Source organism: Pollutimonas harenae (assembly GCF_004153685.1).
Lineage (GTDB): Bacteria > Pseudomonadota > Gammaproteobacteria > Burkholderiales > Burkholderiaceae_B > Pusillimonas_C > Pusillimonas_C harenae.
In genome coordinates this window covers 375,543-389,050 of sequence record NZ_SDQD01000002.1, presented here as the reverse complement: position 1 = coordinate 389,050, position 13,508 = coordinate 375,543, and the positions used below count along the sequence as shown (strand labels likewise).

Sequence of the window (13,508 nt, the reverse complement as noted above, 5' to 3'; positions counted from 1 at the left end):
GGCGCCTCAACTGTGAAACGAATTCGCAGCCTAAGGCAGCGATGCGATAGCAAACGGGCCTATGCGCAGCAAAGGCTCATCTTCGTGGGCATGCACACCGAACATATCCCGCGTGAATAGCGGCTGCTCATCAATAGGTGCAAGCAATTTTTGGGCCAGACTGGCAAACATGGCGCGCGAAGCGCGGTTGTCAGGGCCTACAGTAGTCTCTATGTATTGAATATGAGCCAGGCCGGGGCGCTGCAGCAGATGTTGCATCATGCGCCGTCCCAGGCTTTGCCCACGGCCTTGCTCATGCACTGCTACCTGCCAGACAAAAAGCGTATTGGGTCGCTCGGGCGGCACATAGCCGGACACAAAGCCATGCAAAGTATCGTCGGCACCGGCCAGTACACAAGAGGCACCAAAGTGCTCGCTCAGAAGCAGGTAGGTATAAACAGAATTGAGGTCGAGTGGCGGGCACTCGGAGATGAGGCGATGGATGCCTGCCGCGTCGCTGATTTGCGGCATCCGCATCCAACTGCGGTGATGACTGGGGCGGTTATCGCCGGTGTTTTCTGAAGATTTGGTGGAGGAGTTGATAGTTTCGCAATCTGTCACACGACCAGTCCCGATTCGGGAAGCGCGCCTCCGACAGGCACATCAAGAATGGGCGAAGCAAGCTCGCCGGGCGCTTCCTGTGGCGTAACACCGTCGGATTCCATTAGATCAACGACGCGTTCGAGCGACGTGGTGATGGAAGCCTGCTCTTGCTCGGGCAAGGCATTCAGGGCATCAGCCAGTTTCTGTTGCAAGGGGGACGGGGTATCGTGAGCAAGCTTGACGCCGGCTTGCGTAGCCGTCACAAAAACAATGCGACGGTCTTCGCGACCCCGTTCACGGTTGATCAAGCCTTTGTCTTCGAGGCGGTCGAGAATGCCCACCACCGTACTGGCGCTAAGGTGGATTTCACGACTGATGGCAGTCGCCGTAAGCGGCCCATGCTCGATGACTGCGCGCAGACAAATGAGCTGAGGCGCAGTGATATGGCTATAAGCCGCCAACTGTCGTGAATGCAGCGCAACCGACCGCGTGATGCGCCGCAACGCACGCAAAATGCGCAGGTCGTACTGCTGAGCGGAAGTCGAAGTATTAGGCATAATCAAAAAGAGTTCAATCCAATTAATTTCTACTCAAATCATAAGCTCGCTAATGATTTGTGTCAACCACGGATGGAAGCAAAAAGGGCGGGATGATATGGCTATCATCCCGCCCTTTTTAGTATCTTGCAGCTGCTTTCAGGCAGTAGAGATCAGGCGGTTCCGCCTACTGTCAGACCATCCATGCGCACGGTAGGCATACCAACGCCCACCGGAACACTTTGCCCTTCTTTGCCGCAAGTGCCTACGCCGGAATCCAGTTGCAAATCATTACCAATGAAGCCGACCTGATTCATGGCTTCCGGGCCATTGCCAATAAGTGTGGCCCCTTTGACGGGGCAAGTCACCTTGCCGTTTTCGATCAAGTAGGCTTCAGAAGTGGAAAATACAAACTTGCCGCTGGTGATATCAACTTGACCGCCGCCAAAGTTCACCGCATACAAGCCCTTTTTGACCGACGCGATGATTTCTTCCGGAGGCGTCTGCCCGGCCAGCATATAGGTATTGGTCATGCGCGGCATAGGTAAATGGGCGTATGACTCACGCCGCCCGTTGCCCGTCACGGGCATTTTCATCAGGCGCGCATTCATGGAGTCTTGCATATAGCCTTTCAATATGCCATCTTCGATCAGGACATTATGCTGCGTCGCGTTGCCTTCGTCGTCGATATTGAGCGAGCCACGGCGGTCGGCAATGGTGCCATCATCGACCACGGTAACGCCCTTGGATGCAACACGTTCGCCGATACGGCCGGAAAACACGCTGGAGCCCTTGCGGTTGAAGTCGCCTTCGAGACCATGGCCCACGGCTTCGTGCAACAAAATACCCGGCCAGCCTGAACCCAACACCACCGTCATTTGGCCGGCCGGAGCAGGTTTGGCATCGAGATTGGTCAGTGCCTCGTGTGTGGCACGTTGTACATAGCTGCGCAGGACATCGTCGGTGAAGTAGGCCAGGCCAGTACGGCCGCCACCGCCGCCGTGCCCCATTTCCCGGCGGCCATCGCGCTCGGCGATGACTGTCAGGGACAGACGCACCAGCGGACGAACGTCTGCCGCCAGACGGCCGTCGCTGCCAGCCACCAGCACAACATCGTATTCGGCACCCAGGCCCGCCATGACCTGAATGATGCGCGGATCAGACGCGCGGGCCATAGCCTCGAGTCTTTCGAGCAAGGCCACCTTTTCGGGCGCGCTCAAGGTGTTGACCGGATCTATGGCCGGATACAAGTTGTGTGACAACGGCGGATGACCGCTGATCACCTTCTGGCGTCCAGCGCCCCGGCGCGCAATGCTGCGCACAGCCCGTGCGGAAGAAAGCAAAGCGTCAGCAGACAAGGTATCAGAATAGGCGAAAGCCGTTTTTTCTCCGGTGATGGCGCGTACGCCCACACCCTGCTCTATCGAAAAGCTGCCGGTCTTGACGATACCTTCTTCGAGGCTCCAGCCTTCGCTACGCGTATATTGAAAATATAGGTCGGCATAGTCGACCTTGTGGGTAAAAATTTCGCCCAGGGCGCGCGCCATGTCGGCTTCGTCCAATCCCCAAGGGTCGAGCAAAACCGACTTGGCTGTGGCCAGGGCATTAATAGCGGAATCCGCAGGTTTCATAAATATGGCAAGTCCATTACTGTGTTTACATCGTACGATGTTTGAGGGCGGGCAAAGACGCCCGCACATCGGCAATTCTTTCAAGGCTCAGCGTGCCCACGGCAATACCCGGCTCGTGATCGACCTGGGCAAGTATTTCGCCCCATGGATCAATTAGAACAGAATGCCCCCATGTGCGCCGGCCATTTTCGTGTTTACCGCCTTGGGCGGGTGCAAGCACATAGCACTGGTTTTCGATAGCGCGGGCGCGTAGCAATATTTCCCAGTGGGCTGACCCGGTTGTATAGGTAAAGGCAGAAGGTATCACAATCAAGTCGACTGGCCCCATCGCCCGGAAAAACTCCGGAAACCTGAGGTCGTAGCAAATGGAAAGCCCCACACGGCCCCAGGGGGTATCGAAGGTTTGAGGTGCATTCCGGCCAGGCCGAATGACCACAGATTCATCGTAGGATTCCTGCCCTTTCGTAAACCCGAACAGATGGACCTTATCGTAGCGTGCCACCTGATTTCCGGCAGGGTCATACACTAGACTGGCATTGAATATGCGTTGCGGGTCGTCGGTATTGAGCGGTAAGGTGCCACCCACCAGCCATATTCCGTGCTGACGCGCCTGATCTGCCAGAAACGACTGAATGGCACCCTGCCCCAGCGCTTCCTGAACGAGCAACTTGTCGGTGTCTGTGCGCCCCATTACGCAAAAATACTCGGGTAGCGCAACTATCGTGGCACCTGCCTGCGCAGCTTGGGCGATAAGCTCGGCAGCCTGGCGCAGATTATCGTCGACGCTAGTAGACGATACCATTTGAATGGCTGCCGCCTTGATAATATTTTTAAGTTTATTCATATGAGCCAAAGTTACCGATGGGTTATTGAGCTATTTTCCGGCATAATACGAACCCTTAATCACTATAATACTAACCAGCACTCTATTTGATTAATCATTCGGCACCAGAAACGACAAGCACAAACCTCCGCAAACAGGAATACTTAATGACACGTGAAACGTACTCTGTCCTTAAACAAAAAATCGAAAAAGAAATTCAAAAGCTGCAAAAACAGGCTCAGGCGCTACAAGCCAAGCAGCGCGGCCCTGTCGTCATTTCTATTATCCGGTCCATGCGTGAATACGATATCACGCCCGATGACATTGCCGCCGCATACAACAAAAAAACTGGCAGCACGCGCAGCAAAAAAACCGCAACCGCCCCAGCAGCAAAACGCACTGTACCGATCAAGTTTCGTCATCCTGAAACCAACGAAACCTGGACAGGTCGCGGCAAAGCGCCACGCTGGATTACCACTGCCGAAGCCGAAGGTAAAAGCCGTAACGACTTCCTGATTACCTAACAAGCTGCTGGCCGGGTTCAAATCCGGCAAACAACTTATTAGCGCTGCCTTTCATACTGCACTTCGCGCACCTGTCCATTATTGCCGGGGAAACGGTCGAATACCGCCCGAGCCAGATAAGGCATGACCTGCAATAAATTATCGTTCGAGCTTTGATTTACAGCACTGGATCGATAAACCTCGGCATTATTGGCCCGATTATCATTAATAACGATGGTCAAAGTATTATTATAAATATCAACCGGGAAATTAGACACCGACGGCGCCATGTAAATGCCGCCCCATCCCCAACCCGAGAAACCACCGTAATAACCGCCAAATGCCGGCCCCATCCAGCCATCATTCAAATAGGGGTCGTTATAACGCTGCACCCAGGTTTTGGTAACTGGATTATCGTAGGTAATATGCAGATCGAAACGGGCTTTGCCTGACTGCGCCTCGACCAAGCCTGTAGGGCCGATGTTGGCCCGGACCATATCGGCCACAGCCTCGAATTCAAGATTATTCTTTTGTGGATCAGTACGCACGATACGATAGGTTTCGCCTTGGGCATTACCAGGCCACTGCTGAAAGCTGGTTACCCGGGCCGATAATGTCGAGGCGCAGCCAGCCAGCAAAAAGACGCTGCCCAAGACCAGGCAACGGAATAGTTCTTTCTGGTATCGACAAATTTGGTACCACATACTTACCCCTGATTTGGTCGCGAGTCTTTATCTTGCCACAGTCAAAGACTACGTCGACAAGACTATTACTATCAGACCACAATACCCAGGCAAAGGTTGCATATTTGATGTAAAAACCGCAACACGAAGCAAACACTACAATAGCTGCGTCCACTCTTTATTTTCTATCGTCATGCGCACAGATACCGCCCCGACCATTTCACGTCACGATTATCAGCCTTACCCTTATCGCTTAACTCAGGTCACTCTGGATTTCGATCTGGATCCGGGCCAAACCCGGGTACAAGCGCAACTGCAATTCGAGCAGGCTGCCACCAGCCTGCAGCCGCTGGTGTTAAACGGTCAGGACTTGCAACTGGAATCGCTTGCATTGAACGGACGCGCTCTGACTCCTGAGCAGTATCAGCTGAACGACGATACGCTGGTCGTGCATCCTGACACCGGCACTTTTACGCTCGAGATCACCAGTCTGTGTCAGCCCGATAAGAACACCAGCCTGATGGGTTTATATGTATCGGGCGGCAAACTCTTCACGCAATGCGAAGCTGAAGGCTTCCGGCGCATTACTTGGTTTCCCGATCGCCCTGACGTCATGGCCCGCTATCGCGTACGCATACGGGCCAACAAACAGCAATATCCTCTTTTGCTATCCAACGGCAACCTGCTTGAGCAACGCGACCTGGCCGATGGCCGACACGAAGCCATCTGGGAAGATCCCCACCCCAAGCCCAGCTATCTGTTTGCGCTGGTGGCAGGAAGTTTCGACTGCCGCGAGCAAACCATCAAGACACGCAGCGGCCGCGACGCCCTGCTGCAGGTATACAGCGACGTTGGCACCTACAACAAGACGGAGTGGGCCCTGGATTGCCTGACCCGCTCGGTCAAATGGGACGAAAGCCGTTTCAACCTTGAGCTGGATCTGGATCGCTTCATGATCGTGGCTGCACATGATTTCAATATGGGCGCCATGGAAAACAAGGGGCTGAATGTATTCAATGCCGCCTATGTTCTAGCCGATGCCGACACCGCCACAGACGCCGCCTACCGGGCGATTGAGGCCGTGATTGGTCATGAGTACTTCCACAACTGGACAGGCAACCGTGTCACCTGCCGCGACTGGTTCCAGCTGTCGCTGAAAGAAGGCCTGACGGTATTCCGCGACCAGGAGTTTTCGGCTGATATGCTGGCCCAGGGCCTGGACGGCGCCGAGGCCGAGAGCGCCCGGGCCGTCAAGCGTATTGACGACGTCAGTACACTGCGCCTGGCCCAGTTCCCCGAAGACGCCGGCCCTATGGCTCATCCCATACGCCCCGAAAGCTATCAGGAAATCGGCAATTTCTATACCGCCACGGTGTACGAGAAAGGCGCCGAAGTCATACGGATGCAGCACACTCTGCTGGGCGAAGCAGGCTTCCAGGCCGGTCTGGCTGAATACTTCAGACGCCATGATGGTGCAGCCGTCACTTGCGATGATTTTGTCAGCGCCATGGAATCGGTCTATGCCAAGCAAAACCCCGGCAAGAGCTTCGACATTTTCCGCCGCTGGTACTCGCAGGCAGGTACGCCGCGTGTGCAAGTGAGCTTGTCGTACGCCGCCGAAGACCAGACATGCACGGTGACGCTACGTCAGCATAATCCCCCCGTCGGCATAGAAAAACTCAGTACACCACCGCAAGCCAAGCCTCCCCTGCATATCCCCTTTGCGCTGGGACTGCTGGGACAAGACGGCCAAGCCTTGCCTATTACCCACGAAGGCAAAGCAGCCGACACCATCGTGCTTGACCTATGTCACGAAGAACAAAGCTGGACCTTTACCCAAATTCCCGAGCAGCCCATTCCGTCGCTGCTAAGGCGTTTCTCTGCGCCAGTCATTGTCGAGTTTGATCGCAGCAATGCCGACCTGGCCTTGCTGACGCGACACGACAGCGATCCCTTTGCCCGCTGGGAAGCCGCCCAAACACTGGCCAGTCACCAGCTACTTGCCCTGGTTCAGGCCTTTGCCCGGAATACGGCGCCTGAAGTCGATCCGCACTTCATCGGCACCTGGCGCAGCCTGCTGAACGACACCTCCCTGACCGCAGCCTACAAGGCCAGAGTGCTGAGCCTGCCCAGTCAGCGTGAGTTGCTGGAAAAAACCACACCCATGGATCCACTGGGCGTGGTTCAGGCCAGCCGATACTTACGGGTCGAACTGGGCAAGGCCCTGGTCGAGCCATGGCTGGCCACCTATCACGCCAACACAGATGGCGACACGCCTTATCAACCCGACCCTGCGTCATCTGGTCGACGTACCCTGAAGAACCTGGCCCTGAACTATCTGATGGCTGCGCAACATCCGCAAGCAGAACAGCTGGCACTGGCACAATATTACGACGCACGCAATATGACGGACCGCATGGGCGGCCTCTCAGCACTGGTCCATTACTCCACATCCACAGAATGCGGTCGTGCCCTCGATCACTTCTACGAACAGTGGCAGCAAGATGCCTTGGTGATAGATAAATGGTTTACGTTACAGGCCGTTGCCCCGACCACTTCGGTTGAAAAAATACGTGCACTGATGGTGCATCCGGCGTTTTCCATGCGCAACCCAAATCGCGCACGCGCCCTGATCTTCCAGTTTTGCCTGAACAATTTGCAGGGTATACATACGCCTGAAGGTTATGCTTTCTGGGCCGATCAAGTGCTGGCCCTGGATCAGACCAACCCCGAAATTGCAGCTCGCCTGGCGCGCGCATTCGACAACTGGGCACGTTTTGGCCAGCCGCAACGCGACGCCCTGCATCAAGCACTGGAGCACATCCGGCAACAACCCAAGCTTTCGCCCAACGTATCCGAAATCATTTCCAAAGCCTTGAATATCTAGTCCCGGAGCATTCACTCATGACACGCAAGACACTCACGCAGTATCTGGTTGAACAACAACGACAAAAGAAAGCGGTTTCGGCCGAAGTCCGCCTGCTGATAGAAACGGTAGCCCGTGCCTGCAAGGCCATCAATCATGCTGTCAGCAAAGGAGCATTGGGTGGTGTGCTGGGCAGTCTGGAAACTGAAAACGTGCAAGGTGAAGTACAAAAGAAACTCGACGTACTGTCCAACGAGATACTGCTGGAAGCCAATGAGTGGGGCGGCCACCTGGCTGCCATGGCTTCCGAAGAAATGGAAACCATACACCGCATTCCCAACCGCTATCCCAAAGGCGAATACCTGCTGCTGTTCGATCCCCTCGATGGTTCTTCCAACATCGACGTAAACGTATCCATAGGCACCATCTTCTCGGTGCTGCATGCACCGCACCATACCTCGGGACGCGAAGTGGAAGAGGAAGATTTCCTGCAGCCCGGATCACAACAAGTGGCTGCCGGCTACGCGGTTTATGGCCCGCAAGCCATGCTGGTACTAACGGTAGGCACCGGCGTGGTCAGCTTCACCCTGGATCGCGAAATGGGCTCGTGGGTACTCACCAACGAAGACATCAAAATCCCCGAGCAAACATCGGAATTTGCCATCAACATGTCGAACATGCGTCACTGGGAAGCCCCGGTCAAGCGCTATATCGATGACTGCCTGGCCGGCAAGACTGGCTCTTTGGGCAAAGACTACAACATGCGCTGGATCGCCTCCATGGTTGCCGACGTGCATCGCATCCTGACACGTGGCGGCATTTTCATGTACCCCCGCGATGAACGGCCATCAGGCAAGGCAGGTAAGCTGCGGTTAATGTATGAAGCCAACCCCATGAGCTTCATCGTGGAGCAGGCCGGCGGCGCTGCAATTGATGGCAATGAACGCATTCTCGACGTCCAGCCCACCGCTCTGCATCAACGGATAGGCGTCGTGCTGGGCTCAAAGGAGGAAGTGGAACGCGTGCGGAATTATCACGCACAGGCGTAAACATGAGTACGTGGCCTACCGGCCGGAGCGCGTCCTTCTGCGGCATCGGCCTCGTGCTGGGTACATTGTTTTTCGCGGCGTCGCTGACACCCTCGCTGGTACCGCGATCTCCGATGGTACAGGGCGTGCTGGGTGGCTTCTGTCTGGCGGCAGGCTATGGCCTGGGTGTGTTGTTACGCCGAGTCTGGTGTGCCTTGGCCTTGCCCACACTGTCTCAGCGGGCACACCGGATCAGCTTGCTGATAGTGCTGGCCGCCTGTATCGCAACAGCAATTCTGGCGTTGCAATGGGCCACCACTTGGCAAAACCAACTGCGCGCCCTGATGCAGATGCCGCCTATCGACAGCGCAGGACCATGGACGAGTGCCGGCCTGGCTCTCCTGACGTTTGCCTGCTTGCTGGCACTCGGACGGCTGGCGAGCTGGCTTGCGCACCGGGTATCCAAAGGACTGTCTCGCATACTGTCACGGCAGGCGGCCATGCTGCTGGCTGTTGTGATCACTGCCACACTGTTCTGGACCATAGGCAATGGTGTGCTTGCACATGGCGTCTTCCGCTGGGCCGACCAGATATACAGCCGTCTGGATGAGCTGATTGAGGACGACATTGCACAGCCTGTCTCGCAAGACAAGACCGGCGGCCCCGGATCCTTGATCGACTGGCAACGACTTGGCCGCCAAGGGCGGCGGATGGTGGCTGCCGGCCCTGACGCCGCCGACATCGAGCGCCTCACCGGACAATCGGCACGCGAGCCCCTGCGCGTCTATGTAGGCTTGAACTCAGCCCCCTCCCCCCGTGAGCGGGCTGACTTGGCGCTGCACGAACTCTTGCGAATAGGCGCCTTCAAACGGGAAAATCTGGTCATCGCCACTCCCACCGGCACTGGCTGGGTAGATCCGGAAAGTCAGTCAGCGCTGGAATACGTGCTGCATGGCGACGTTGCTACGGTCTCGGTACAGTACTCTTACCTGTTGAGCTGGCTTGCCTTGCTGGCCGACCCCGACTACGGGGTGGAAACAGCACGGGCGGTATTTGCCACGGTGTACGGCCATTGGCGCACGCTCGACCCTGAAACTCGGCCACGACTGTATTTGCAAGGCCTCAGCCTGGGTGCACTAAATGGCGACCTGAGCCATGACCTTTACCAAGTGATTGGAGCGCCCTATCAAGGTGCCCTGTGGTCGGGGCCACCGTTCAATACACCAACCTGGAAGTCAGTAACGGCGAACCGCAATGCAGGTTCGCCGGCCTGGCTGCCAACATTTGGCGACCAATCGGTAGTGCGTTTCACCGCACAGGAAAACACGTTGGAGCAGGCTGAGCAGCCATGGGGCTCCTTCCGGGTGGTCTTCCTGCAGTATGCGAGCGACGCTGTAACTTTTTTTGATCCCCGGGCACTATGGCGCCGCCCCGACTGGATGACGCCCCCGCTGGGCCCGGATGTATCGCCCGCCATGCGATGGATTCCGGTCGTGACTTTCTTGCAGCTTACCTTTGACCTGGCCCTGGCGGTGGAGCCGCCTAAAGGCCATGGGCATGTGTATGCGTTTGATCATTACCTGGATGCCTGGGCCAGCCTGACGTCTCCGTCGGACTGGACGCCTGAGTCGCTGGAGGCCCTCAAGCGTGCCGTTAAGGCTGACCGCAGCAAACCATAAGCAGCTTTAATCCAGCGTGAGAATCGTGGCACCAACCGTTTTGCGGCCAGCGAGAGCCTCTTGTGCATCGGCGGCAGCTTCCAGCGGGAAGCGCTGACCTATGGTGATGTCGATTTTCTTTTTGGACACCAGCCCAAAGAGTTCGTCGGCGGCGGCTTTCATTTTGGCCAGTGTAGACACGTGCGTACCCAGCGTTGGACGGGTAACGAACAAAGAGCCTTTGCTGGCCAGTACGCCCAGGTTGATGCCGTTGACGGGCCCCGAGGCGTTGCCAAAGCTGACCATGAGGCCGCGTGGTTCGAGGCAGTCGAGAGATGTGGTCCAGGTGTCTTGGCCCACGCCGTCGTAGACCACGGGTACTTTCTTGCCGTTGGTCAGCTCTTTGACGCGCTCGGCTACATTTTCGCGCGAGTAGTCGATGACTTCCCAGGCGCCCTGAGCTTTGGCCAAGGCGGCTTTTTCTGGGGTGGACGCAGTACCAATAAGCTTTACACCCAGGGCTTTGGCCCATTGGCAGGCGATCAAGCCGACACCGCCAGCAGCAGCATGGAACAGAATGGTTTCACCGCCTTGCAGGCGATAGGTTTGCCTGAACAGGTATTGCACTGTGAGGCCTTTGAGCATAATGGCAGCGGCCTGCTCGAAGCTGACACCCTTGGGCAGCTTGACGACGCGGTCAGCCGGTACATTGCGGGCTTCTGCATAAGCACCCAGGGGGCTTTGGCCATAGGCAACGCGATCACCTACTTTCAAGTGCTTGACGCCCGAACCCACAGCTTCGACCACGCCTGAGGCTTCAAAACCCAGGCCATGCGGTAAAGGATGAGCATACAAACCGCTACGGCAGTAAATGTCGATGAAATTAAGCCCGACTGCTTTTTGGCGTATAGTGACTTCGTTTTCTTGAGGTGCCGGAACCTGTACTGATACGAGTTTCAGTACCTCGGGGCCACCATTTTTTTCGATGCGTATTGCTTTGACCTGGGTTTCCAAGACAGACTCCTTGCGTGAAATTGTGATGCTTGCTCGACAGCGCCTAGTTTAAATCTTAATCGCCTTCCTGTATCGTAATTTATGAATCGACAGCGTGCTCTTTTTGCGATTCATATCGCCGCCGTGTTGTTTGGGCTGACCGGCATCTTCGGCGAACTGATCCAGGCCGATGCCATGGTCATCACCGCCGGCCGGGCAAGCTTTGCCGTCCTTGCGCTGCTCGCCTTCATTCGCTATCAGGGTGCATCACCCGTACGCGGCATCAAACCGAAGGACCTGACCATCCTGGCCATTGCCGGTGCCATGCTGGCTGTCCACTGGGTAACATTTTTCATTGCCGTCAAAATCAGCGGCGTGGCGATTGCCACGCTGGGCTTTGCCAGCTTTCCCGCCTTTATTACTTTGGGCGAGTATTTTTTCCTCAAGGAAAGAATTAGCGTCAGCGAATGGCTGATTCTGCTGCTGGTCACACTGGGGCTGGTACTGGTCACGCCTTCCTTCAACTTTCAGGACGACGCCACCATCGGTCTGCTGTGGGCCGTACTATCGGGCTTTTCATTTGCCCTGTTCACACTGATCAACCGACGCGCAGCCACCCATCTTCCCGCACAACAGGTCGCCTGCTGGGAGAACCTGTTTGTAGCCTTGCTGACCCTGCCTTTTTCCATACCCGCCATCAGCCAGCTGGGCGCCATGGACTGGGTCTGGCTGGCCTTGCTGGGTGTGATGTGTACGGCCCTCTCGCATTTCCTGCTGGTATCCAGTCTGGTGGTCTTGAATGCGCGCAGCGCCGGCATTGTGATTGCGCTGGAGCCCGTCTATGCCATCGCTTTCGCAGCTGTTTTGTTTGCCCAGTACCCCAGCACGCGCGCCGTACTGGGCGGTATCTTGATGGTCGGCGCCATCGTGTGGGCGGGCCTGCGCAAGGCCGACAAAAAGCCGGCCTAAGCCGGCTGGTGCAACATCTGCAGCGCACCTAACTCAGATCGCTCCAGCAAGCCCAGGCACCCTCCAGACGACTATCTGGATAATCCCGCCATCTGGCGTCACGTTCTTAAAATCGTGAATGAGCTCAGCCTTCATGTTGTCAATAGCGACAACAGACAAGCCATTACCCTTTCGCCACCTGATCCGCCACGGCCTGGCCGACTTCCTGGGTGCTGGCAGTACCGCCCATATCGCGTGTACGTGGGCCATGCTCCAGTACTAGCTCGATGGCTTTGACGACCTCGGCAGACGCTTGCTCGTAACCCAGGAAGTCGAGCATCAGCGCGCCACTCCATATCTGGCCGATAGGGTTGGCGATGCCTTTGCCCGCGATATCGGGGGCCGAACCGTGCACCGGCTCGAATAGCGACGGGAACTTGCGCTCTGGGTTCAGGTTGGCCGATGGGGCAATGCCTATGGTGCCGGTGCAAGCCGGGCCGAGATCAGACAAGATGTCACCGAACAGGTTGGAGGCCACAACCACGTCGAAGAAATCGGGACGCTGCACAAAGTGCGCGCACAGAATATCGATATGGAATTTGTCCCAGCGCACATCGGGATACTGCTGGCCAATCTCGGCCACCCGTTCATCCCACCAGGGCATGGAAATGGAAATACCGTTGGACTTGGTGGCGGCCGTCAGGTGCTTGCCGCGCTTTTGCGCCAGCTCGTAGGCAAACTTAAGGACACGCTCGGCACCGACACGCGTATAGACGCTTTCCTGGATGACGACTTCGCGCTGGGTACCCTCGAACAGAATACCGCCGCTGTTGGAATACTCGCCTTCGGTATTTTCGCGAACAATGAAGAAGTCGATGTCACCGGGCTTGCGATCGGCCAGCGGGCTTTTCACGCCGGGCATCAAGCGTACCGGACGCAGGTTGATGTATTGATCGAATTCGCGGCGGAACTTGAACAACGATTCCCACAACACGACGTGGTCGGGAGCGATATCGGGCCAACCCATGGCACCAAAGAAAATGGCCTCATGCCCGCCTATGCGGTCTTTCCAGTCTTCGGGCATCATGCGGCCATGCTTGGCGTAGTGGTCAGAGCTCCAGTCCAGCTCATCAAACTCAAACTTGATGCCATGACGCGCCGACACGGCATCAAGCACTCGCAGCCCCTCGGGCATGACCTCCTTACCAATGCCATCACCCGCGATGACTGCAATTTTATGAACTTCGGACATGAGTT

General features: G+C 56.4%; 12 protein-coding genes. 5 read left to right on the top strand and 7 right to left on the bottom strand.

Going from position 1 to position 13,508, the window contains the following annotated elements; all coding sequences use genetic code 11:
* Positions 1-30: 30 nt before the first annotated feature.
* The 4 genes from ectA to ERD84_RS08650 form a co-directional block, all read right to left on the bottom strand.
* Positions 31-516 (bottom strand): diaminobutyrate acetyltransferase, encoded by a 486-nt coding sequence (gene ectA / locus ERD84_RS08665; protein ID WP_180001933.1) that lies wholly within the window; start codon positions 514-516, stop codon positions 31-33.
* A gap of 80 nt (positions 517-596) precedes the next feature.
* The gene (locus ERD84_RS08660) at positions 597-1,139 is read right to left on the bottom strand and encodes a MarR family winged helix-turn-helix transcriptional regulator (protein ID WP_130039230.1); all 543 of its coding nucleotides are present in this window, start codon (positions 1,137-1,139) and stop codon (positions 597-599) included.
* 152 nt (positions 1,140-1,291) lie between these two features.
* A complete protein-coding gene (tldD, locus tag ERD84_RS08655) occupies positions 1,292-2,749 on the bottom strand; it encodes a metalloprotease TldD (RefSeq protein ID WP_130039229.1) in 1,458 nt (485 codons plus the stop codon).
* A 25-nt stretch (positions 2,750-2,774) separates the two neighbouring features.
* Entirely contained in the window at positions 2,775-3,593 is an 819-nt protein-coding gene (locus ERD84_RS08650; protein ID WP_130039228.1) for a carbon-nitrogen hydrolase family protein, read from the bottom strand.
* Positions 3,594-3,739: 146 nt separating this feature from the next.
* Here ERD84_RS08650 and ERD84_RS08645 point away from each other — a divergent pair, with 146 nt between their 5' ends.
* Complete coding sequence (locus ERD84_RS08645) at positions 3,740-4,096, top strand: H-NS histone family protein (protein WP_130039227.1); 357 nt, start codon at positions 3,740-3,742, stop codon at positions 4,094-4,096.
* Positions 4,097-4,134: 38 nt separating this feature from the next.
* On the opposite strand, the gene ERD84_RS08640 is transcribed toward ERD84_RS08645, so the two are convergent.
* A complete protein-coding gene (locus ERD84_RS08640; RefSeq protein ID WP_130039226.1) occupies positions 4,135-4,779 on the bottom strand; it encodes a DUF4136 domain-containing protein in 645 nt (214 codons plus the stop codon).
* Between the two features lie 172 nt (positions 4,780-4,951).
* Between ERD84_RS08640 and pepN the strand changes: the two genes are divergently transcribed.
* The 3 genes from pepN to ERD84_RS08625 are packed head-to-tail and all read left to right on the top strand — an operon-like array spanning position 4,952 to position 10,331.
* Positions 4,952-7,645, top strand: a complete 2,694-nt coding sequence (gene pepN, locus ERD84_RS08635; protein WP_130039225.1) for an aminopeptidase N — start codon at positions 4,952-4,954, stop codon at positions 7,643-7,645.
* A 17-nt stretch (positions 7,646-7,662) separates the two neighbouring features.
* On the top strand, positions 7,663-8,673 hold the full coding sequence (locus tag ERD84_RS08630; RefSeq protein ID WP_130039224.1) for a class 1 fructose-bisphosphatase: 1,011 nt from the start codon (positions 7,663-7,665) through the stop codon (positions 8,671-8,673).
* A 2-nt stretch (positions 8,674-8,675) separates the two neighbouring features.
* Positions 8,676-10,331: an alpha/beta hydrolase gene (locus tag ERD84_RS08625; protein ID WP_130039223.1), complete on the top strand. Its 1,656-nt coding sequence runs from the start codon at positions 8,676-8,678 to the stop codon at positions 10,329-10,331.
* A 6-nt stretch (positions 10,332-10,337) separates the two neighbouring features.
* Here the strand turns inward: ERD84_RS08625 and ERD84_RS08620 are convergent, their stop codons facing one another.
* A complete protein-coding gene (locus ERD84_RS08620; RefSeq protein WP_130039222.1) occupies positions 10,338-11,324 on the bottom strand; it encodes a quinone oxidoreductase family protein in 987 nt (328 codons plus the stop codon).
* A gap of 81 nt (positions 11,325-11,405) precedes the next feature.
* Here ERD84_RS08620 and ERD84_RS08615 point away from each other — a divergent pair, with 81 nt between their 5' ends.
* Complete coding sequence (locus ERD84_RS08615; RefSeq protein WP_130039221.1) at positions 11,406-12,272, top strand: DMT family transporter; 867 nt, start codon at positions 11,406-11,408, stop codon at positions 12,270-12,272.
* A gap of 163 nt (positions 12,273-12,435) precedes the next feature.
* Here ERD84_RS08615 and ERD84_RS08610 read toward each other — a convergent pair whose 3' ends face one another.
* Positions 12,436-13,503, bottom strand: a complete 1,068-nt coding sequence (locus ERD84_RS08610; protein WP_130039220.1) for a tartrate dehydrogenase — start codon at positions 13,501-13,503, stop codon at positions 12,436-12,438.
* Positions 13,504-13,508 lie beyond the last annotated feature (5 nt).